Here is a 21,179-nt window from a genome sequence, read left to right as displayed (position 1 = left end):
TTTCGCGCATGGTGTTGACCACAGACGGACAGATAATGTGATTAGCATCAAGGCGCTTAAACAGGATGGTTTTGTAGAAATTTTGGTGGTAGATAATGGCCGTGGAATGTCGACTGAAAAGCTGGTCAGGCATTACCTCAAGCAAGTGTGGGGGCTATTTTTAGAAGTAAGCATATTATGGCTGTTGGAGATCCTTCTCAAATACAACCAGTACAGACTATGGATAAAAATATTTTAGGATTTTTAGCACAGCACCACAAGATAGACTCTAAATATCTTGTATCATCAACGCAAGAATTGATGGATTCTGCTAGTAGATATGGTTTTAAAAAACAAGATGGGACATGGATAGGACTTCCTCTCTGGGTTCATCGTCGTTCTAGTGATCCGATGTTCAGTATTTCCAATAAAATTTCTTATGATAACTTAATGGTTCAAGGAAAGGAAGAAACTCGAGGTCTGGGAGAATGGTTTGACGTTGGTGGAGGTGCTAAGGATAAATTTGTTCCTGAGCAAGCTGATTATTTGAAAGAAGAGTTGCAGAAAAGACATGAGGAATTTGATGATATTTATGTCATTACTCCTTTTAAAAATGTATCGGTTCAACTAGCAAAAGAACTAGATAAAATCGGTTTTACAAAGCGGGAAAACGGAAAACCTATAAATGTAGGGACGGTACATACTTTCCAAGGAAAAGAAAATAAGATTGTATATTTTGTGCTTGGAGCAGATAATATGAGTGAGGGGGCTGCTCGCTGGGCTGTCTCTGAACCCAATATTTTAAACGTTGCAGCGACTAGAGCTAAAGAAGAGTTTTATATTATTGGGAATAAATCTCTTTACAAAGCCACACAGAGCCCTATTATAAGAGATACTATTGATATTTTAGATGCTTATCAAAGTAGCTTAGAAATTAACTAGAAAGGACAAATACATGTCTAAAGAACTTTCACCTAAATACAATCCAGCCGAGGTTGAGGCTGGTCGTTACCAAAAATGGCTTGATGCTGATGTTTTCAAGCCTTCAGGAGATCAAAAGGCTAAGCCTTATTCAATCGTGATTCCACCACCAAACGTAACCGGTAAACTTCACCTTGGTCACGCTTGGGATACAACTTTGCAAGATATCATTATTCGTCAGAAACGCATGCAAGGTTTTGATACGCTTTGGCTTCCAGGGATGGACCACGCGGGGATTGCCACTCAGGCTAAGGTTGAGGAGCGCTTGCGTGGTGAAGGCATTACGCGTTATGACCTAGGTCGTGAGAAATTCCTCGATAAGGTCTGGGAATGGAAAGACGAATATGCCACTACTATCAAGGAACAATGGGGCAAGATGGGGCTCTCTGTAGACTACTCTCGCGAACGTTTCACCCTTGACGAAGGTTTGTCAAAAGCGGTTCGCAAGGTCTTTGTGGACCTTTACAAGAAAGGCTGGATCTACCGTGGTGAGTTTATCATCAACTGGGACCCAGCAGCTCGCACAGCTCTTTCTGATATTGAAGTTATCCACAAGGATGTCGAAGGTGCCTTCTACCATATGAACTACATGCTGGAAGATGGCTCACGCGCCCTTGAAGTTGCCACAACTCGTCCTGAGACTATGTTTGGGGACGTTGCGGTTGCGGTCAATCCAGAAGATTCACGCTACAAGGACTTGATCGGTAAAAATGTTATCCTTCCAATTGCTAATAAATTAATCCCAATCGTTGGGGATGAGCATGCAGATCCTGAGTTTGGTACTGGTGTCGTAAAAATCACACCTGCCCATGATCCAAACGACTTCTTGGTTGGTCAACGACACAACTTACCACAAGTCAACGTCATGAACGACGACGGAACTATGAACGACTTGGCCTTCGAATTTGCAGGCATGGACCGTTTTGAAGCTCGTAAGGTAGTCGTTGCTAAGCTGGAAGAAATCGGTGCCCTTGTTAAAATCGAAAAACGTATCCACAGTGTTGGTCACTCAGAGCGTACAGGTGTTGTGGTTGAACCACGCTTGTCTACTCAGTGGTTCGTAAAAATGGACCAATTGGCGAAAAATGCTATTGCCAACCAAGACACAGAGGACAAAGTTGAATTCTACCCACCTCGTTTCAATGATACCTTCCTCCAATGGATGGAAAATGTCCACGACTGGGTTATCTCTCGTCAACTCTGGTGGGGCCACCAAATCCCTGCTTGGTACAATGCTGAGGGTGAAATGTATGTCGGTGAAGAAGCTCCTGAAGGTGACGGATGGACTCAGGACGAAGATGTCTTGGACACTTGGTTCAGTTCGGCCCTTTGGCCATTCTCAACCATGGGCTGGCCTGATGTCGACTCAGAAGACTTCAAACGTTACTTCCCAACCTCAACCTTGGTTACAGGTTACGACATCATCTTCTTCTGGGTGTCTCGTATGATCTTCCAATCATTGGAATTCACGGGTCGTCAGCCATTCCAAAACGTCCTTATCCATGGTCTTATCCGTGACGAGCAAGGACGCAAGATGTCTAAGTCTCTCGGTAACGGGATTGACCCAATGGATGTCATCGAGAAATACGGTGCTGATGCCCTTCGTTGGTTCCTTTCAAACGGTTCTGCACCAGGACAAGACGTGCGCTTCTCTTACGAAAAAATGGATGCTTCGTGGAACTTCATCAACAAGATCTGGAACATCTCTCGCTACATCCTCATGAACAATGAAGGATTGACCCTTGAGCAAGCAACTGCCAATGTCGAAAAAGTTGTTAACAAGGAAGCTGGCAACGTTACAGACCGCTGGATTCTCCACAACCTCAATGAAACTATCGGAAAAGCAACTGCCAACTTTGATAAGTTTGAGTTTGGTGTCGCTGGACATATCCTCTACAATTTCATCTGGGATGAGTTTGCGGACTGGTACGTTGAGTTGACTAAGGAAGTCCTTTACAGCGATAATGAAGAAGAGAAAGTCATCACACGCTCTGTTCTCCTTTATACTTTGGACAAGATCCTTCGTCTCCTTCACCCAATCATGCCATTCGTGACAGAGGAAATCTTTGGACAAATCTCAGAAGGCTCTATCGTGACAGCAGAATACCCAACTGTCAATCCAGCCTTTGAAGATCTTGCTGCTCACACAGGTGTAGAAAGCCTCAAAGACTTGATCCGTGCCGTTCGTAATGCGCGTGCGGAAGTAAACGTGGCGCCAAGCAAACCTATCACCATCCTTGTTAAGACAAGCGATAGCGACTTGGAAGCCTTCTTTAACAGCAATGTCAACTACATCAAACGCTTCACAAATCCAGAACACTTGGAAATCGCCTCAACCATCCCTGCACCTGAACTCGCTATGTCAAGCGTCATCACAGGAGCAGAAATCTACTTGCCACTCGCAGACCTCCTTAATGTCGAAGAAGAACTCGCTCGTCTCGACAAGGAACTAGCTAAATGGCAAAAAGAACTGGATATGGTCAGCAAGAAACTCTCTAACGAACGCTTCGTAGCTAATGCCAAACCAGAAGTCGTCCAGAAAGAACGCGACAAACAAGCCGACTACCAAGCCAAATACGACGCGACCGTAGCACGTATTGATGAGATGAAGAAGTTGGTGAAATAAAGGAGGAAATTAAGATGGAAATTAATCATCTAGGTCCTATAAAAAAGGTAGATATTGAGTTATCAGATGGAATGATTTTTATTGGTCCCAATAATTGTGGAAAGACCTATTTAACTTATAGTTTATATGCTATTTTGAACGTAATAAATGATGTTAGATGTAATTTTATAACAGATGAAGTAACTCAGGAATTAATTGATAATGGAACAGTAACATTAGATTTATCCTTGCTAAAAAATAAATTAGCAAATAGTGTACTTAATAATATACATAACATAAATAAAGATGTTTTACCTGAATATTTTAATATTCCATCGAGCAGTTTTAAAGATACAACTGTTAAAATTTCAAGTAAAGAAATATTAGATATTATTGACTTAATTTATTTTAAAGATAAAGAGAAAGTAAGCGAAGCCCTCTTCCTATACAAAAACATTTATTTTGGGTTACGTCCGAAATTTCAAGTGATGAAAAAAATGTAAAATTTAATATTAGTTTTGATTTTATAGAGTCTGAAATTAATAGTTCCCAAATTGATATTGGAAATTTAAAAGATATATTAAATTATTTCACTATTCGAAGATTATTATTCAAAATTAATAATATTCTTTATATACCTGCCGAAAGAAATGGATTAAATGTCTTTAGGAAGGAATTGCTAGCATCTCGTTCTTCTATTTTTGATGGGGGTTCAATAAATAAAAGATCATCAAAATATCCGCGTCCAATTTCTGATTATTTAAACTATTTAAATATGATTGATATTAATAGCTTTTTTGATAATTCTGATTTGGATTTATATAATTTTCTTTCTGAAAATATTATAAAAGGTAAATTCGAAAAAGTGAATGATGATATTTTCTTCCGCCAATTCTATAGAAAAGATAAACGTGGATTAAAATATATTAGAAACAACATTCCTTTCCAAGTAGCATCATCATCTGCAAAATCTTTATATGGGTTAGACATATATTTTGAGCATTTAGTGTCAAATGGAGATATCTTATTCATTGATGAACCAGAAATGAACTTAGATCCTAGTTCCCAAGCTAATATGGCAACTTTTTTAAATCGTTGTATTGAATTTGGAGTCAAAGTAATCATTTCGACTCATTCGTATAATTTAGTTCGAGAATTTGTTAATATTTCATTGAAAGAAGTCCCAGGTAGAATTAATCTATTTGAATATGATGATACAAAAGAAACATTTTGTAAAAAAGACATACAAAAAATTGAGTCACTTCCTATTTTCGATAGAATTCAAGAGAAGTTAATAGATGATTACTATGATATTATTGAACAGATGGAGGATGACAATGACGCTTTCTCAGAAACTATTGGATAATATAAATAGTCTATATGTTTCTCAAAATACTGAAAGAGAAATTATATTAACAGAGAAAATAAGAATTACTCAGTTACAATCCGTATTAGCGGAGATAGTGATGTTATATTAATAAAAAATATTGAAGATTTAAAACAAAAAGATTTACCATACACTTTTGGGCATTTTATGCCTAAAGATTGCGATTATATATTGATACGAGAAAAGAAAAAGAAATATTTTTTATAGAGTTGAAATCAGAGAAGTCAAAAAAATTTAAATGGGAAAAAAACGATATAATGGCTCAATTATGTGCAGGAGAAGAATGGGCTAGACATTTAATTTTTTGTTCCAATCCTGATTTTTATCAATTTGAAGAGTATAGAAAGTATTTTGTCGCAATAAACAAAAAGGATCTAAAGAAATGTTTAATTGAATTAACGGAAGAAAGAAATGGAAGAAAGTTCACATTTTGGAATGGCCGTTCTTTTAATTTATCGGAATTTAAGTAAAATTTCTATAAATAAATTTTGTGGGATGTACAGTATTTATGATATTATAGCTTAGGAAATTGAAACACTTTTGTGTAAACTAAGCTAAAAAGTCAATATTTTAGAAAGCAGGTTACTACATGACAAATTCTGTAAGTTCGAACCGACCTGAGAAGTACAACATTGCGGCTTTCTTCTCAGGTGTTGGGGGAATTGAGTTGGGATTTGAACAAACCAACGAGTTCAGAGTGGTGTATGCCAATGAATTTGATAAGTATGCGCGTCAGACTTATCAGTTAAACCATCCAGATACCTATTTGGATGGTCGTGATATTCACGCTGTTCAGCCAGGGGACATCCCGACTGAGCGCGTGGATGTGATTATGGGAGGTTTCCCTTGTCAGGCCTTTAGTATTGCGGGTTATCGCAAGGGCTTTGATGACGATCGTGGCGATCTTTTCTTTGAATTGCTTCGCATGATTGAGGGCTGCAGACCTCGTGCTATTTTTATTGAAAACGTCAAAAACATGGTCGGTCATGACCATGGCAATACCTTCAAGGTTATTCGTGAAGCCTTGACTGAGAACAACTACTTCATCAAGTGGAAGATTCTCAATGGGAAAGACTATGGAAATATCCCTCAAAACCGTGAGCGTATTTACATTGTTGGCTTTGATACCAAGGAAGCCTATGACTTGTTTGAGTTCCCCGAGGAAATCAAGCTGACTACGAGTCTTCAGGATGTGATTAACTTTGGTGATAAGCTAGACGAGGTCTACTACTACCGTGAAGGCAAGCAGAATTTCTACGACCAGTTAAAATTTGAAGTGACAAGTCAAGATACAGTCTACCAGTGGCGCCGTCAATATGTCCGTGAAAATAAAAATGGTGTTGTTCCTACCCTAACAGCAAATATGGGAACAGGTGGACATAACGTTCCATTGATTTTGACAGACAGTGGTGAGATTCGTAAGTTGACACCGAAAGAAACCTTTAACGTTCAAGGATACCCTAAATCCTTTAAAATCCCAGAAGGAGTTTCTAACGGTCAGCTATACAAGCAGGCTGGAAACAGTGTGGTTGTGCCCGTGATTAAACGTATCGCGGAGAATGTTGCCAAGGCTTTAAATGAAAGTCAGGGGCAATTTCAGCTTGAACGCTCAGGAAAAATTGCCATTATCTACACCAAGATGAATGGACAATTTGAAGGACAATCATATGTTAAGGACTTTGTAGATAGCTATGACCAGGCTCTTGAAAAAATCAAGTCTTATGATGATGGTCTAGCCCTTCTATCAGATGAAGATTATTTAAAATTGGTAAAAAAACGAGGAAATCTCGAATTTTACAGTATTAATTAACGAATATATAAGAGGGTTAGTGAAAAACTAATCTTCTTTTGATATACTGAGAATAGAAATGAGGGGTGCTTATGTGGGAACATCTAAAGTCTGAACAAAAAGACAAATACAAAACCTTAATTACCAACTTCGCTAGCTTGAGCCAAGCTTTCTCTCAAAAGGCAGAATCTGAAGATGAGGGACAAACAGAGAATTATGTTGCTCCGATTGTCAACTCCAAATTTCAGGAGACTGTTTTTCAAAAAGCCTTTAATGCCGTTGGGGAAGATATCGCCAATACCTCCTATGATGCCTCTGTCGTTGTGGATGAAAATCATAAATACCTAGTGGGTATTAAGTCTTTTGGAATTAATTCGGGAGACCAAAAAATCGCTCAGTTTAAGAAAGATTCTCAATCTTGGACGGAATTGTTGGGTGATATCAAATTCCATGCAGATATTTCAGTAGATAAAGAAACAGCAGATAAGAAAAATTATCAACGATATGAAGAGTTAGCACGAAAGATTGCGACTTTGAGAAATCAGAGAATCGAATCTTCTAAGGCACAAATCAAGGGATTTAGTTCGGACTCGGTCAATGTTGAAGCTGTATATCACGTTCTGATGTCGACACCGAAGGGAGAAAATCCTAAGATTTTTGTCGGTGAAACATCTTATTTGCCAGTTGATATGGATAATCTGATCATTGAAGGATCGACTACCAAAAACAATCCAACCAATTTTCGATTTACGGATGGACAACACCACTACAAATACACGGCAGCTGACAGCCAGCTCCACATGACTTTTAATAATAAAGATATTGTGGTAGATACTTGGGACGTCCATTATATCGAAGATCCTTTTTTGCTCTTTGAAAACCTTCATTTACTGATAGCTGAAAAGGATAAAACCGATGTCTTAGAAACAGTATCTTGGGTTATTACAGATAAACATGGAAATGTGGAAGAAAACTCTGGTTTCAATGCCTTTAACGGCGGTTTAAAAATAGCCAAAAAAAATCGCTTGCCACGGATTTTAAAGATTCGGGATAAATTCAAAGACAGTATGGCTCCAGAAGAACTAGCTTTTATGACTTTCTCACTAGAGGAAATTCTCTTGAAAAAATGGACTAGCAAGGAAGAAAAAGCTCAGATGAAGGCGATTCGTGAGGATTTGATAAACTTTGTCCACGAGACTGGTAATGAAAGACTCATTAAAGAAATTGAACAGCTGGTTTATCGTCCAGTTAGTGAAGTTTACATTCCTCTGCCAGACTCCAAAAATTTCCACGATGAAAGGCCAGACTTCTTTGGTCTTGGATTTGGGGCTTTTGAGCCTGGAACTAAAAAATTAGCTCTATCTAAAGAAGAAAGAACTTTTAAACTACGCTTTTTATCTTCTGGTGATGTTATTAACGCCTATATCAACCAAGAAGCTGGCAAGGCTATTCAGTCAACCGATAAGCAAGAAATTCTTGGAAATTGGATTTTACGTGGAGTTTTTCAGTTGAAGGAACGAGAGGTATTGACAGGTCAACGACTCAATGAACTGGAAATCAACGGTATTCGTTTGACTAAGTTTAAAAATGGGGAAATCGGTATTGAATTTATCTGGATTGATACTGAAAATCCACCTCACGACACCATTGGCTGGGGAGCAAAGAAATAAAAAGTCCTGTCACTTTCTCCCATTTAACCTTTGACTATTCTGCAAAATTATCGTAAAATAAAGAGTAAATGATAAAATGAGGTCAGAGTCTGTTCGCTCTGGCGATAGTAGTATAAATGAGGAGAAACGCTTTGGAATTAGAAGTATTTGCTGGGCAAGAAAAAAGTGAACTATCTATGATTGAGGTAGCGCGTGCTATCTTGGAACTTCGTGGTCGCGATCATGAGATGCATTTTAGCGATCTTGTAAACGAAATTCAAAACTACCTTGGAACATCAAACAGCGATATCCGTGAAGCCTTGCCTTTGTTCTACACAGAGTTGAACTTTGACGGTAGCTTCATCTCACTTGGAGACAACAAATGGGGGCTTCGTTCATGGTATGGTGTGGACGAAATCGACGAAGAAATCATCGCTCTTGAAGAAAACGATGACGATGAAGTAGCACCAAAAGCTAAGAAAAAACGTGTCAATGCCTTCATGGATGGTGATTCAGATGCCATTGATTACAATGCGGATGATCCAGAAGATGAAGATGCATACGAAGCAGATCCTGCTCTTTCATACGATGATGAAAATCCAGATGATGAGAAAAATGAAGTGGAAGCTTACGATGCAGAAATCAACGAAATCGCCCCAGATGACTTGGGTGAAGACGTGGATCTCAACGAAGAAGACGACGAGTTTTCAGATGATGATACTGAAAACATCGAGGAATAAAAGTTAGCTATTGACAATTATCCTATTTTTAGGTATCATATTGTTCGGGCACCTCTTTTAGAGGTCGGGGCTCCCTAGTTCTTAGGGAGCTATTTTTGTTTTTTCAAGAAGTTATCTTCTTGTATTTTAGTTGTGAATCTGGTGCAGTCGTTCCAGATTATTCTTATTAGTAGGGTCTTGTTTTCTATGTCCCCTCGTAGTCAGCAAGGCCTTGAGCATTTTAGAAAGAGGAATCTATGTCTACGAAATATATTTTTGTAACTGGTGGTGTGGTATCGTCTATTGGGAAAGGGATTGTAGCAGCGAGTCTGGGCCGTCTCTTGAAAAATCGTGGTCTCAAAGTAACCATTCAAAAGTTTGACCCTTATATCAATATCGATCCGGGAACTATGAGTCCTTACCAGCACGGGGAAGTTTTTGTGACAGATGACGGAGCTGAGACAGATTTGGACTTGGGTCACTATGAACGTTTCATCGATATCAATCTTAACAAATATTCCAACGTGACAACTGGTAAAATTTACAGTGAAGTTCTTCGTAAAGAACGCCGTGGAGAATACCTTGGGGCAACTGTTCAAGTCATTCCTCATATTACAGATGCTTTGAAAGAAAAAATCAAGCGTGCCGCTGTAACGACCGACTCTGATGTCATTATCACAGAGGTTGGTGGAACAGTAGGAGATATCGAGTCCTTGCCATTCTTAGAGGCTCTTCGTCAGATGAAGGCAGATGTTGGTGCGGATAATGTTATGTACATCCATACAACCTTGCTTCCATACCTCAAGGCCGCTGGTGAAATGAAAACCAAACCAACCCAACACTCTGTCAAAGAATTACGTGGCTTGGGAATCCAGCCAAATATGTTGGTTATTCGTACAGAAGAGCCAGCTGGTCAGGGAATTAAAAACAAACTGGCCCAGTTCTGTGATGTGGCACCAGAAGCCGTTATCGAGTCTTTAGACGTTGAACATCTTTACCAAATTCCGTTGAATTTGCAGGCACAAGGTATGGACCAGATTGTTTGTGACCACTTGAAATTAGACGCACCAGTAGCAGATATGACAGAATGGTCAGCCATGGTGGACAAGGTCATGAACCTCAAGAAACAAGTTAAGATTTCCCTTGTTGGTAAGTATGTGGAGTTGCAAGATGCCTACATTTCTGTGGTCGAAGCCTTGAAACACTCTGGTTATGCCAACGACGCAGAAGTTAAGATAAATTGGATCAATGCCAATGATGTGACAGCAGAGAATGTGGCAGAGCTTTTGTTTGATGCTGACGGCATCATCGTACCAGGAGGTTTTGGCCAACGTGGCACAGAAGGGAAAATTCAAGCCATCCGCTATGCGCGTGAGAATGATGTTCCTATGTTGGGTGTCTGCTTGGGAATGCAGTTGACTTGTATCGAGTTTGCTCGTCACGTTTTGGGTCTTGAAGGTGCCAATTCTGCAGAACTTGCACCAGAAACAAAATACCCTATCATTGATATCATGCGTGATCAGATTGACGTTGAGGATATGGGGGGAACCCTTCGCTTGGGACTTTACCCATCTAAGTTGAAACGTGGCTCTAAGGCAGCAGCTGCTTACCACAATCAAGAAGTGGTGCAACGCCGTCATCGTCACCGCTATGAGTTTAACAACGCCTTCCGTGAGCAGTTTGAGGCAGCAGGCTTTGTCTTCTCAGGAGTTTCTCCAGATAATCGTTTGGTCGAAATCGTGGAAATTCCAGAAAATAAATTCTTTGTAGCTTGTCAGTATCACCCTGAACTGTCAAGTCGTCCAAACCGCCCAGAAGAACTCTACACAGCCTTTGTCACTGCAGCAGTTGAGAACAGCAATTAGCTAGATTATAACCTTTGAGAACAATCTCAGAGGTTTTTTGCTTGCATATTTAGGATATGAGTTGCAAAATAAAAACATAGTGATATAATTAACATAATAACAACTAAGGAGGAACTACAATGAAAAAAATCACATTATTTGGTTTGTCTCTAGCTGGTCTAGCTTTACTGGCTTTTCCACATTCAGGGCAGGCATTTGAGCTTAAAGAAGAATGGGTTGTTAAGTGTGGAGTACAGTACCAAGATGGCAAGATTCTTCGGTTTAACAATGGTCATGAAGTGGATATCAAAGTCTTGGATTTGCCAAAAACCGAGAAAATCGAGTGGACGGTTAGTCTCGATGGTCAAGATCAAACTGTCAATTTCCTAGGTCAAGAAAAGGACAAGTCTATGATGGGCGTAGAGGGGCGTTACCTGAATTTCTACGTTCCATATGGCTATAGAGGAGATATCAAGGTAGAAGCCAAGAGCGGAAATGAAGTAAAGACCTGGTCAACGAAAGTTGTGGATGATATTCATAATGATAGTGGAAAGAGAGGCTACTACCGTATTGAAGAATCAAATAATCAATACACTTACCTCGATGCTAAATGGGACTATCAAACCAAGACCTACACTGCTACCTTACCAGAGACTGTCAATGGTCAAAAAGTATATGCTTGGGTAGACTATGACAATAGTGAGTTGAAACTTGAAAAACTAAAATCTATCAGTCACAAATATGATGGAGGATCTTTCAAAGAACTTTATCCGATTGTAAAAGCAGAAAGCTGGCTAAAATCAAACCAAAACTGGTACTATCAACAACAAGGTCAATTAGTGCAGAAGGATTGGGTTTATGACAAGGGAACTTGGTACTTTATGAATGATAAAGGAGTCATGTTCAATCAAACTTGGCTTTATCAAGGTAGCAACTGGTATGCCTTTAAATCATCAGGAGCCATGATTGCGAGTGACTGGCTTTACGATCAAGGCAAGTGGTACTATTTATCAAATTCAGGAGCCATGAAAGCAAGCACTTGGGTTTATGACAAGGGAGAATGGTATTATGTAAGTTCTTCTGGTGCCATGATTGCGAATGATTGGGTCAAAGACAATGGTAAGTGGTATTATCTGGCTTCATCAGGTAAGATGCTTCGCAATACCTACACACCTGATGGTTACTACGTTGGCAACTCAGGTGCCTGGCAATAAGAATAATACTCTTCGAAGATCTCTTCAAACCACGTCAGCTTTATCCACAACCTCAAAGCAGTGCTTTGAGCAACCTGCGGCTAGCTTCCTAGTTTGCTCTTTGATTTTCATTGAGTATAAGAAGTCCTTTTCCTTAAAGGAAGAGGCTTTTTACTTGCTTTTCTGCTGCTTCCTCATTTGTCCTAAAGCCTTTTTTGTGTTAAAATGAATGGTATGAAAGCTAAAAAAATGTGGATGGCAGGTCTGGCTCTGCTTGGTATTGGGAGCCTTGCCCTTGCTACGAAAAAAGTTGCAGATGATCGTAAGCTCATGAAGACTCAGGAAGAGTTGACAGCGATTGTGCGAGACCATTTTTCAGATATGGGGGAAATTGCGACTCTCTATGTTCAAGTTTATGAAAGTAGTCTAGAACGACTAGTCGGTGGTGTCATTTTTGAGGATGGCCGTCATTATACCTTTATCTATGAAAATGAAGACCTAGTCTATGAGGAGGAAGTCTTATGATACAGCCAGCAAGTTTAGAAGAATTGGCATCTTTAGTTGAAAAGGATGGCAAGAAAGTCTTTCTTTTTGTGGCGGACTGGTGTGGCGATTGTCGTTATATCTATCCTGCCTTGCCAGAAATTGAGGAGACCAATCCAGAGTTCACCTTTATTCGAGTGGACCGAGACCAGTATATGGATTTGGCTAAACTCTGGGATGTTTACGGAATCCCTAGCCTTGTTGTTCTAGAAAAGGACAAGGAAATCGGTCGTTTTGTCAATCGCGACCGTAAAAGCAAGCAACAAATTAACGACTTTTTAGCAAGACTGAAGTAGGAGAAAAAGGAAACAATGATTTTTACATATAATAAAGAACATGTCGGTGATGTCCTTATGGTCATCGTGAAAAATAGCGGAGATGCCAAACTAGATGTGGAGCGCAAAGGCAAGGTAGCTCGTGTTTTCCTCAAAGATAATGGGGAAACAGTGGCATGGAATATTTTCGAAGTTTCAAGTTTGTTTGAAATTGCAGAGCGCGGTCAAGTCTTTTTATCAGATGAGCAAGTAGCTCGTTTGAACCAAGAATTGCAGGCGGAAGGTTTTAAAGAAGAAATTGTTAATGATAAGGAACCTAAGTTTGTTGTTGGTGAAATTGTCGAGATGGTAGCCCATCCAGATAGTGACCACCTCAATATCTGTCAAGTAGCAGTCGCAAGTGACAAGACAGTGCAAATCGTTGCAGGGGCTCCTAATGCGCGTGTTGGATTGAAAACCATTGTAGCTCTTCCAGGAGCTATGATGCCCAAAGGCAATCTTATTTTCCCAGGTGAACTTCGTGGTGAAAAGAGTTTTGGCATGATGTGTAGCCCTCGTGAATTGCATCTGCCAAATGCTCCGCAAAAACGAGGTATTATTGAATTATCAGAAGACCAAGTTGTTGGAACTCCATTTGATCCAGCTAAACATTGGACTGCCTAAGAAGTTGTTAATATCTGATAGACCAGATAGAAGGAAATAAGATGGCAAAAAATGTTGTGATTACAGGGGCGACATCAGGAATCGGTGAAGCGATTGCGCGTGCTTATCTGGAGCAGGGTGAGAATGTCGTTCTAACCGGACGACGGACAGACAGGTTAGAAGCTCTTAAGTCGGAGTTTGCAGAAGCCTTCCCAAATCAAACTGTCTGGATCTTTCCACTAGATGTGACGAATATGACCATGGTGAAGACTGTTTGCTCCAATATTCTAGAAACGATAGGGAAGATTGACATCTTGGTTAATAACGCCGGTCTGGCTCTAGGTTTAGCACCTTATCAGGACTATGAAGAGCTGGATATGTTGACCATGCTGGATACAAATGTCAAAGGTTTGATGGCAGTCACTCGCTGTTTCTTGCCAGCAATGGTAAAGGCCAATCAAGGACATATCATCAACATGGGGTCAACCGCAGGAATCTACGCCTATGCTGGTGCCGCTGTTTATTCAGCTACCAAGGCAGCGGTTAAGACCTTTTCAGATGGTCTGCGAATTGATACCATCGCAACGGATATCAAGGTGACCACCATTCAGCCTGGAATTGTCGAAACAGATTTTTCGATGGTACGTTTTCACGGTGATAAAGAACGAGCTGCGTCCGTTTACCAAGGAATCGAAGCCTTGCAGGCACAAGATATCGCTGATACAGTTATCTATGTGACCAATCAACCTCGCCGTGTGCAGATTACAGATATGACCATTATGGCAAATCAACAGGCAACAGGTTTCATGGTTCATAAAAAATAAAAAATTTTCTCGAAAAGTTACAAATTTCTGTAACTTTTTTTGATTTCCTACGAATAGATAAGTAGGAGGAAAAAATATGTATAATAAAGTTATCTTAATCGGACGTTTAACGTCTACACCAGAATTGCACAAAACCAACAATGACAAGTCAGTAGCGCGAGCAACTATCGCTGTGAACCGTCGTTACAAAGACCAAAATGGGGAGCGTGAAGCTGACTTTGTCAATATGGTTCTTTGGGGCAGACTAGCAGAAAGCTTGGCCAGCTACGCAACTAAAGGTAGTCTTATCTCTGTGGATGGAGAACTTCGTACCCGTCGTTTTGAGAAAAATAGTCAAATGAACTACGTGACCGAAGTACTTGTCACAGGATTCCAACTCTTGGAAAGTCGCGCCCAACGTGCCATGCGTGAAAATAATGCAGGCCAAGATTTGGCGGATTTGGTCTTGGAAGAGGAAGAATTGCCATTTTAAACATTAAAAAGTCTGAGTTGGTCTCAGGCTTTTTATCTTGAGAAAGTCAGACTTTTTTCTTGACTATTTTTGACCAAGTGATACAATAGAACTATGAATTAGCACTCGAATACAAAGAGTGCTAATGATATCTATCTCATTATGGAGGAAAGCAGATGTTGAAACCATTAGGAGACCGTGTGGTCTTAAAAATCGAAGAAAAAGAACAAACTGTTGGTGGCTTTGTCCTTGCAGGCTCAGCCCAAGAAAAAACCAAAACAGCCCAAGTTGTGGCTACTGGACAAGGTGTTCGTACCTTGAACGGTGACTTGGTTGCTCCAAGTGTTAAAGCTGGAGATCGTGTCTTAGTTGAAGCCCATGCAGGTCTTGATGTTAAAGATGGCGATGAAAAGTACATCATCGTTGGCGAAGCTAACATCTTGGCAATCATTGAAGAATAGAAGGAGAAAGTAAGTATGTCAAAAGAAATTAAATTTTCATCAGATGCCCGTTCAGCTATGGTTCGTGGTGTCGATATCCTTGCAGACACTGTTAAAGTAACCTTGGGACCAAAAGGTCGTAATGTCGTTCTTGAAAAATCATTTGGTTCACCCTTGATTACCAATGATGGTGTGACCATTGCCAAAGAAATCGAATTGGAAGACCATTTTGAAAATATGGGTGCCAAATTGGTATCAGAAGTAGCTTCAAAAACCAATGATATCGCAGGTGACGGGACTACAACTGCAACTGTTTTGACCCAAGCGATAGTCCGCGAAGGAATCAAAAACGTCACAGCAGGCGCAAATCCAATCGGCATTCGTCGCGGTATTGAAACAGCAGTTGCTGCAGCAGTAGAAGCCTTGAAAAACAACGCTATCCCTGTTGCCAACAAAGAAGCCATCGCTCAGGTTGCTGCTGTCTCTTCTCGTTCTGAAAAAGTCGGTGAGTACATCTCTGAAGCCATGGAAAAGGTTGGAAAAGATGGTGTCATCACTATCGAAGAGTCACGTGGTATGGAAACAGAACTGGAAGTTGTTGAAGGAATGCAGTTCGACCGTGGTTACCTTTCACAGTACATGGTGACAGATAGCGAAAAAATGGTGGCTGACCTTGAAAATCCATACATTTTGATTACTGATAAGAAGATCTCAAATATCCAAGAAATCTTGCCGCTCCTAGAAAGTATTCTCCAAAGCAGTCGTCCACTCTTGATTATTGCGGATGATGTGGATGGTGAAGCATTGCCTACACTTGTTTTGAATAAGATTCGTGGGACCTTCAACGTGGTAGCAGTCAAGGCACCTGGTTTTGGTGACCGTCGTAAAGCAATGCTTGAAGATATCGCCATCTTAACAGGTGGAACAGTTATCACAGAAGATCTAGGTCTTGAGTTGAAAGATGCGACAATTGAAGCACTTGGTCAAGCAGTGAGAGTAACTGTGGACAAAGATAGCACTGTTATCGTAGAAGGTGCTGGAAATCCTGAAGCGATTTCTCACCGTGTTGCGGTTATCAAGTCTCAAATCGAAACTACAACATCTGAATTTGATCGTGAAAAATTGCAAGAACGCTTGGCCAAATTGTCAGGTGGTGTAGCGGTTATTAAGGTAGGAGCTGCAACTGAGACTGAGTTGAAAGAAATGAAACTCCGCATTGAAGATGCCCTCAACGCTACTCGTGCAGCCGTGGAAGAAGGAATTGTTGCTGGTGGTGGAACAGCCCTTGTAAATGTTATCCCTGCCGTAGCTGATTTGGAATTGACAGGAGATGAAGCAACAGGACGCAATATTGTTCTCCGTGCTTTGGAAGAACCTGTTCGTCAGATCGCCCACAATGCAGGATTTGAAGGCTCTATCGTTATCGATCGTTTGAAAAATGCCGAGCTTGGTACAGGCTTCAATGCAGCAACTGGCGAATGGGTCAACATGATTGAAGAGGGAATCATCGACCCAGTTAAAGTGAGTCGTTCAGCTTTACAAAATGCAGCATCTGTAGCCAGCTTGATTTTGACTACAGAAGCAGTCGTAGCCAATAAACCAGAACCAGTGGCCCCAGCTCCAACAATGGATCCAAGCATGATGGGCGGCATGATGTAAGCTTTCTATAGAAAACAACTTATAAAAAACACAAAAGGAGGGAATGACTAACCCTCCTTTTTATGATATTCACTTCTAAATTGATTTGAGCTCTCCTAACTTATATGATAAAATAAGACTAGAAAAAGGAGAAGAACATGATCGATGTAGAAGAAATTCTGAGCAAGATGAACCCCAATCAGAAAATTAATTATGACCGTGTTATGCAGAAGATGGTACAAGTATGGGAGAAAAATGAGCAACGGCCAACCATTCTCATGCATGTTTGCTGTGCCCCTTGCAGTACCTATACCCTCGAATATTTGACCAAGTATGCAGATGTGACTATCTATTTTGCCAATTCTAATATCCATCCCAAGGCAGAATACCATAAGCGTGCCTATGTGACTAAAAAGTTTGTCAGTGATTTCAATGAGCGGACAGGAAATACGGTCCAGTATCTAGAAGCTCCCTACGAACCAAATGAATATCGTAAGTTAGTCAGAGGACTGGAAGAAGAGCCAGAAGGTGGCGACCGTTGCAAGGTTTGCTTTGACTACCGCCTGGATAAGACAGCACAAGTGGCTATGGATTTGGGCTTTGACTACTTTGGCTCAGCCTTGACCATCAGTCCTCATAAGAACTCTCAAACCATTAACAGCATCGGAATCGATGTGCAAAAGATTTATACTACTCACTATCTTCCAAGTGATTTCAAGAAAAATCAAGGATACAAACGTTCAGTAGAGATGTGTGAAGAGTATGACATCTACCGTCAATGTTATTGTGGATGCGTCTATGCAGCTCAGGCGCAGAACATTGACCTGGTTCAGGTTAAGAAGGACGCAACGGCTTTCTTGCTGGATAAGGATGTTGAAAAAGACTATTCCCATATCAAATTTACAGTTACAAAATTAGATATATAGAGACCAATCCAGCTGAAAAGCTGGGTTTTTCAAATAAAAAACCAGGGCTTTCACCCTAGTTTGACAACTTTACCGATTCTTTAGTTCTACATAGCGCTTGTACCAAATGTTTACATAGGCTTCTGAGAAAGGACCTCGTCCATTGTTAATCCAATCAACAAGAATTTTGACATGTTCTTTTAAAATATAGTCCAAGTCATCAGAATAATTCATTTTGCGTTTGTGACGCTCATACTCCTCAACGTCCAAGAGACGTTTTTCCCCATCTGTAAAAATTTTAACATCCAAATCGTAATCAATATACTTCAGTGCTTCTTCATCCAGATAGTAGGGGCTAGCCATATTGCAATAGTAGGAAATTCCATTATCACGAATCATGGCAATGATATTAAACCAATATTTCTTGTGAAAGTAAACAATAGCCGGTTCTCGAGTGACCCAACGACGACCATCACTTTCGGTAACCAGTGTATGATCGTTGACACCAATAATGGCGTTTTCTGTTGTTTTTAGTACCATGGTGTCCCGCCAAGTTCGGTGGAGACTCCCATCATGCTTATAACTTTGAATTGTAATAAAGTCGCCTTCTTTTGGAAGTTTCATAACTAACCAACTTTCTACAATTTATAAGTTTATCGTTTACTATTGTACCATAAAATTACCTAAAATCTGTGAATTTTACATGAAAATATTAAAGATATTCTCTGAGAGCGCTTGCTATATCCGAAAAATCGTAGCCCTTTCGTGTTAAAACTTGGGTTAAACGCTGTTTAAGTTCGTATCCTTCATATTTTCGGGAATACTTGGCATATTGCTTATCGAGTTCCTTGAAGATGAGTTCCTGAGTCGTTTCTTGGTCAACTTGACTATCCAATTCGTCAAAGGCACTTTTAGCATCAGAATAGGAAAAACCCTTGTTGGTCAGATTTTGGATAATCTTATCTTGTAAGGCACGAGCTGGAAGTTTTCCTTCATATTTTTTCAATAGTTTATTAGCTACACGTTGAGCAACTTCCGAAAAATCAAATTCTTTCAAGGTCTCCTCTATAGTAGATTTTGAAATCCCCTTTTGTACTAGTTTCTGAGTCAGTACATAAGGTCCCTTGTCTCCTGAAAGTTGATTAGCATTGATGATAGCATAAGCGTAATGGCCATCATTAATCCAATTATCTTCTTTAAGATTAGCAATGACTTGGGAAGCTATGTCTTCATCAATATCGTATTTTTTCAGATATTCTCTGACCTCTTTTTCAGTACGTGCTTTAAAGGATAGGTGGTAGAGGGCTAGATTCTTACCGTAAGAAAATTTGGCAAAGTCCTGAATCTCTTTCAATTCTTCTTGGCTTATCACCTTATCTCTTGATAACATAAAACGAACAATTGTATCTTCAGTAATGTAGCATTTGTCGCCATTATCAAGCTCCATCAGATAGAGTCTTTTTTTCTTTTCAAGTTTTGTGATTTTCATAGTTCTATTATAACTCAAAATGTGATAAGATAGGGGTATGAATCTGAAAGTGAAACAAAAAATACCATTAAAAATCAAGCGCATGGGAATTAATGGTGAAGGAATCGGTTTTTACCAAAAAACATTAGTTTTTGTACCTGGAGCTTTAAAAGGAGAAGATATCTATTGTCAGATTACTTCTATTAAACGCAACTTTGTTGAAGCAAAATTATTAAAAGTTAACAAGAAGTCTAAATTTCGAGTTGTACCAGCTTGTACTATTTACAATGAATGCGGAGGCTGCCAAATCATGCATCTGCATTATGATAAGCAGCTAGAGTTCAAGACGGACTTACTTCATCAAGCACTGAAAAAATTTGCTCCTGCAGGATATGAAAACTATGAAATCCGTCCAACTATTGGAATGCAGGAACCAAAGTACTACCGTGCCAAGTTACAATTTCAGACTCGAAAATTTAAAAATCAGGTCAAGGCGGGCTTATATGCACAAAACTCTCACTATTTAGTAGAGTTGAAAGACTGCCTGGTACAAGACAAGGAAACCCAAGTGATTGCTAATCGTCTAGCAGAATTACTTACTTATCACCAGATTCCAATCACGGATGAGAGAAAAGTTCTAGGTGTTAGAACTATAATGGTCCGACGAGCAAGAAAGACTAGACAGGTTCAGATTATTATTGTTACAAATCGTCAGCTTAATTTAACCCAACTAGTGAAAGACTTAGTTAAAGATTTTCCAGAAGTTGTGACAGTAGCTGTGAATACAAATACAGCTAAAACCAGTGAAATTTATGGTGAAAAGACAGAGATTATCTGGGGACAAGAGAGTATTCAAGAAGGTGTACTCGATTATGAATTTTCACTATCTCCTCGAGCTTTTTATCAACTAAATCCTGAACAAACAGAAGTTCTTTATAACGAGGCGGTAAAAGCCTTGGATGTTAATAAAGAAGACCATTTGATTGACGCTTATTGTGGAGTTGGAACGATTGGTTTTGCCTTTGCAAAGAAAGTAAAAACACTCAGAGGTATGGATATTATTCCAGAAGCTATTGAAGATGCCAAGCGAAATGCTAAAAGAATGGGATTTGACAATACTCATTATGAAGCTGGAACGGCAGAAGAGATTATTCCTCGCTGGTATAAGGAAGGTTACCGAGCAGATGCTCTGATTGTGGATCCACCACGTACAGGTCTGGATGATAAGTTATTAGATACTATTCTTACCTATGTACCAGAAAAAATGGTCTATATTTCTTGCAATGTTTCGACCTTGGCTCGTGATTTGGTAAGGTTAGTAGAAGTCTATGATATCCATTATATCCAGTCGGTCGATATGTTCCCGCACACCGCTCGAACGGAAGCAGTTGTAAAATTAATTAAAAAAAGATAAAAAAAGTAGTTGACAAAGTATGAAAAGTCTGTATAATAGTAAGAGTTGAAAATAACTCTGGTCCGTTGGTCAAGGGGTTAAGACACCGCCTTTTCACGGCGGTAACACGGGTTCGAATCCCGTACGGACTATGGTATGTTGCGGGTGGAACACTTGATGAAAAAAGATTAAAAAAGTTTCAAAAAAGTGTTGACAAGAAAAAGCAGCTGTGATATACTAATATAGTTGTCACTTGAGAGAAGTGAGTGACAAAGACCTTTGAAAACTGAACAAGACGAACCAATGTGCAGGGCACTACAACTAAGATTGTAGTACTGAACAATGAAAAAACAATAAATCTGTCAGTGACAGAAATGAGTGAGAACTCAAACTTTTAATGAGAGTTTGATCCTGGCTCAGGACGAACGCTGGCGGCGTGCCTAATACATGCAAG

20 protein-coding genes, 1 tRNA gene, 1 rRNA gene and 1 pseudogene are annotated in these 21,179 nt (G+C 39.8%); 21 read left to right on the top strand and 2 right to left on the bottom strand.

Features of this window, described 5'->3' with window-relative positions; genetic code table 11:
- Positions 1 to 117: 117 nt before the first annotated feature.
- From LG372_RS09160 to LG372_RS09075, 18 genes and pseudogenes are all read left to right on the top strand, one after another.
- Positions 118 to 921: pseudogene (locus LG372_RS09160) on the top strand (DEAD/DEAH box helicase); the annotation flags it as partial.
- A gap of 13 nt (positions 922 to 934) precedes the next feature.
- A complete protein-coding gene (locus tag LG372_RS09155) occupies positions 935 to 3,586 on the top strand; it encodes a valine--tRNA ligase (RefSeq protein ID WP_225742654.1) in 2,652 nt (883 codons plus the stop codon).
- Positions 3,587 to 3,600: 14 nt separating this feature from the next.
- Positions 3,601 to 4,068, top strand: coding sequence for a hypothetical protein (locus tag LG372_RS09150; RefSeq protein WP_225742653.1), 468 nt, complete (start codon positions 3,601 to 3,603; stop codon positions 4,066 to 4,068).
- Positions 4,011 to 4,931: an AAA family ATPase gene (locus tag LG372_RS09145; protein WP_225742656.1), complete on the top strand. Its 921-nt coding sequence runs from the start codon at positions 4,011 to 4,013 to the stop codon at positions 4,929 to 4,931. The genes LG372_RS09150 and LG372_RS09145 overlap by 58 nt, the downstream gene beginning before the upstream one ends.
- Before the next feature lie 278 nt (positions 4,932 to 5,209).
- Complete coding sequence (locus tag LG372_RS09140) at positions 5,210 to 5,422, top strand: hypothetical protein (RefSeq protein ID WP_225742652.1); 213 nt, start codon at positions 5,210 to 5,212, stop codon at positions 5,420 to 5,422.
- A gap of 119 nt (positions 5,423 to 5,541) precedes the next feature.
- A complete protein-coding gene (locus LG372_RS09135; protein ID WP_225742651.1) occupies positions 5,542 to 6,762 on the top strand; it encodes a DNA cytosine methyltransferase in 1,221 nt (406 codons plus the stop codon).
- A 71-nt stretch (positions 6,763 to 6,833) separates the two neighbouring features.
- Positions 6,834 to 8,411 carry a hypothetical protein gene (locus LG372_RS09130; RefSeq protein WP_225742650.1) on the top strand — a complete coding sequence of 526 codons (1,578 nt, stop codon included), beginning with the start codon at positions 6,834 to 6,836 and terminating at the stop codon, positions 8,409 to 8,411.
- Between the two features lie 131 nt (positions 8,412 to 8,542).
- Positions 8,543 to 9,130, top strand: a complete 588-nt coding sequence (rpoE, locus tag LG372_RS09125) for a DNA-directed RNA polymerase subunit delta (protein ID WP_000418409.1) — start codon at positions 8,543 to 8,545, stop codon at positions 9,128 to 9,130.
- A 236-nt stretch (positions 9,131 to 9,366) separates the two neighbouring features.
- Positions 9,367 to 10,974, top strand: coding sequence for a CTP synthase (locus tag LG372_RS09120; protein ID WP_225742649.1), 1,608 nt, complete (start codon positions 9,367 to 9,369; stop codon positions 10,972 to 10,974).
- A 119-nt stretch (positions 10,975 to 11,093) separates the two neighbouring features.
- A complete protein-coding gene (locus LG372_RS09115) occupies positions 11,094 to 12,167 on the top strand; it encodes an N-acetylmuramoyl-L-alanine amidase family protein (RefSeq protein WP_181146406.1) in 1,074 nt (357 codons plus the stop codon).
- A gap of 204 nt (positions 12,168 to 12,371) precedes the next feature.
- Positions 12,372 to 12,671 carry a DUF4651 domain-containing protein gene (locus tag LG372_RS09110; protein WP_140224431.1) on the top strand — a complete coding sequence of 100 codons (300 nt, stop codon included), beginning with the start codon at positions 12,372 to 12,374 and terminating at the stop codon, positions 12,669 to 12,671.
- Positions 12,668 to 12,985, top strand: coding sequence for a thioredoxin family protein (locus LG372_RS09105; RefSeq protein WP_225742648.1), 318 nt, complete (start codon positions 12,668 to 12,670; stop codon positions 12,983 to 12,985). The genes LG372_RS09110 and LG372_RS09105 overlap by 4 nt, the downstream gene beginning before the upstream one ends.
- 15 nt (positions 12,986 to 13,000) lie before the next feature.
- Entirely contained in the window at positions 13,001 to 13,627 is a 627-nt protein-coding gene (gene ytpR, locus LG372_RS09100; protein WP_140224430.1) for a YtpR family tRNA-binding protein, read from the top strand.
- 41 nt (positions 13,628 to 13,668) lie between these two features.
- Positions 13,669 to 14,430, top strand: coding sequence for an SDR family NAD(P)-dependent oxidoreductase (locus LG372_RS09095; RefSeq protein ID WP_140224429.1), 762 nt, complete (start codon positions 13,669 to 13,671; stop codon positions 14,428 to 14,430).
- 76 nt (positions 14,431 to 14,506) lie between these two features.
- Entirely contained in the window at positions 14,507 to 14,902 is a 396-nt protein-coding gene (locus tag LG372_RS09090) for a single-stranded DNA-binding protein (RefSeq protein ID WP_070479688.1), read from the top strand.
- A 155-nt stretch (positions 14,903 to 15,057) separates the two neighbouring features.
- Entirely contained in the window at positions 15,058 to 15,342 is a 285-nt protein-coding gene (groES, locus tag LG372_RS09085; protein WP_000917323.1) for a co-chaperone GroES, read from the top strand.
- Positions 15,343 to 15,357: 15 nt separating this feature from the next.
- Positions 15,358 to 16,980 (top strand): chaperonin GroEL, encoded by a 1,623-nt coding sequence (groL, locus tag LG372_RS09080; protein WP_140224428.1) that lies wholly within the window; start codon positions 15,358 to 15,360, stop codon positions 16,978 to 16,980.
- Positions 16,981 to 17,117: 137 nt separating this feature from the next.
- Positions 17,118 to 17,885, top strand: a complete 768-nt coding sequence (locus tag LG372_RS09075; protein ID WP_000567567.1) for an epoxyqueuosine reductase QueH — start codon at positions 17,118 to 17,120, stop codon at positions 17,883 to 17,885.
- A gap of 69 nt (positions 17,886 to 17,954) precedes the next feature.
- On the opposite strand, the gene LG372_RS09070 is transcribed toward LG372_RS09075, so the two are convergent.
- Positions 17,955 to 18,488 carry a DUF402 domain-containing protein gene (locus LG372_RS09070; RefSeq protein WP_000775316.1) on the bottom strand — a complete coding sequence of 178 codons (534 nt, stop codon included), beginning with the start codon at positions 18,486 to 18,488 and terminating at the stop codon, positions 17,955 to 17,957.
- 88 nt (positions 18,489 to 18,576) lie between these two features.
- Positions 18,577 to 19,353, bottom strand: coding sequence for a recombination regulator RecX (recX, locus tag LG372_RS09065; protein WP_042750243.1), 777 nt, complete (start codon positions 19,351 to 19,353; stop codon positions 18,577 to 18,579).
- A 37-nt stretch (positions 19,354 to 19,390) separates the two neighbouring features.
- On the opposite strand from recX, the gene rlmD reads away from it, so the two are divergent.
- From rlmD to LG372_RS09050, 3 genes are all read left to right on the top strand, one after another.
- Entirely contained in the window at positions 19,391 to 20,746 is a 1,356-nt protein-coding gene (gene rlmD, locus LG372_RS09060; protein ID WP_042750245.1) for a 23S rRNA (uracil(1939)-C(5))-methyltransferase RlmD, read from the top strand.
- 59 nt (positions 20,747 to 20,805) lie between these two features.
- Positions 20,806 to 20,877: transfer RNA gene (locus LG372_RS09055), tRNA-Glu, on the top strand.
- Positions 20,878 to 21,118: 241 nt separating this feature from the next.
- Positions 21,119 to 21,179: ribosomal RNA gene (locus tag LG372_RS09050) — 16S ribosomal RNA — on the top strand; the annotation flags it as partial.

Source organism: Streptococcus sp. Marseille-Q5112, assembly GCF_916700555.1.
In the GTDB taxonomy this organism is placed as follows: Bacteria; Bacillota; Bacilli; order Lactobacillales; family Streptococcaceae; genus Streptococcus; species Streptococcus symci.
This window is presented reverse-complemented; position numbering and strand designations above follow the sequence as displayed.

Excerpts from the sequence above, each read along its gene's own strand:
- LG372_RS09155 (WP_225742654.1), top strand. The coding sequence starts at position 935 with ATGTCTAAAGAACTTTCACCTAAATACAATCCAGCCGAGGTTGAGGCT.
- LG372_RS09150 (WP_225742653.1), top strand. The coding sequence starts at position 3,601 with ATGGAAATTAATCATCTAGGTCCTATAAAAAAGGTAGATATTGAGTTA.
- LG372_RS09140 (WP_225742652.1), top strand. The coding sequence starts at position 5,210 with ATGGCTCAATTATGTGCAGGAGAAGAATGGGCTAGACATTTAATTTTT.
- LG372_RS09135 (WP_225742651.1), top strand. The coding sequence starts at position 5,542 with ATGACAAATTCTGTAAGTTCGAACCGACCTGAGAAGTACAACATTGCG.
- LG372_RS09130 (WP_225742650.1), top strand. The coding sequence starts at position 6,834 with ATGTGGGAACATCTAAAGTCTGAACAAAAAGACAAATACAAAACCTTA.
- LG372_RS09120 (WP_225742649.1), top strand. The coding sequence starts at position 9,367 with ATGTCTACGAAATATATTTTTGTAACTGGTGGTGTGGTATCGTCTATT.
- LG372_RS09115 (WP_181146406.1), top strand. The coding sequence starts at position 11,094 with ATGAAAAAAATCACATTATTTGGTTTGTCTCTAGCTGGTCTAGCTTTA.
- LG372_RS09110 (WP_140224431.1), top strand. The coding sequence starts at position 12,372 with ATGAATGGTATGAAAGCTAAAAAAATGTGGATGGCAGGTCTGGCTCTG.
- LG372_RS09105 (WP_225742648.1), top strand. The coding sequence starts at position 12,668 with ATGATACAGCCAGCAAGTTTAGAAGAATTGGCATCTTTAGTTGAAAAG.
- ytpR (WP_140224430.1), top strand. The coding sequence starts at position 13,001 with ATGATTTTTACATATAATAAAGAACATGTCGGTGATGTCCTTATGGTC.
- LG372_RS09095 (WP_140224429.1), top strand. The coding sequence starts at position 13,669 with ATGGCAAAAAATGTTGTGATTACAGGGGCGACATCAGGAATCGGTGAA.
- LG372_RS09090 (WP_070479688.1), top strand. The coding sequence starts at position 14,507 with ATGTATAATAAAGTTATCTTAATCGGACGTTTAACGTCTACACCAGAA.
- groES (WP_000917323.1), top strand. The coding sequence starts at position 15,058 with ATGTTGAAACCATTAGGAGACCGTGTGGTCTTAAAAATCGAAGAAAAA.
- groL (WP_140224428.1), top strand. The coding sequence starts at position 15,358 with ATGTCAAAAGAAATTAAATTTTCATCAGATGCCCGTTCAGCTATGGTT.
- LG372_RS09075 (WP_000567567.1), top strand. The coding sequence starts at position 17,118 with ATGATCGATGTAGAAGAAATTCTGAGCAAGATGAACCCCAATCAGAAA.
- LG372_RS09070 (WP_000775316.1), bottom strand. The coding sequence starts at position 18,488 with ATGAAACTTCCAAAAGAAGGCGACTTTATTACAATTCAAAGTTATAAG.
- recX (WP_042750243.1), bottom strand. The coding sequence starts at position 19,353 with ATGAAAATCACAAAACTTGAAAAGAAAAAAAGACTCTATCTGATGGAG.
- rlmD (WP_042750245.1), top strand. The coding sequence starts at position 19,391 with ATGAATCTGAAAGTGAAACAAAAAATACCATTAAAAATCAAGCGCATG.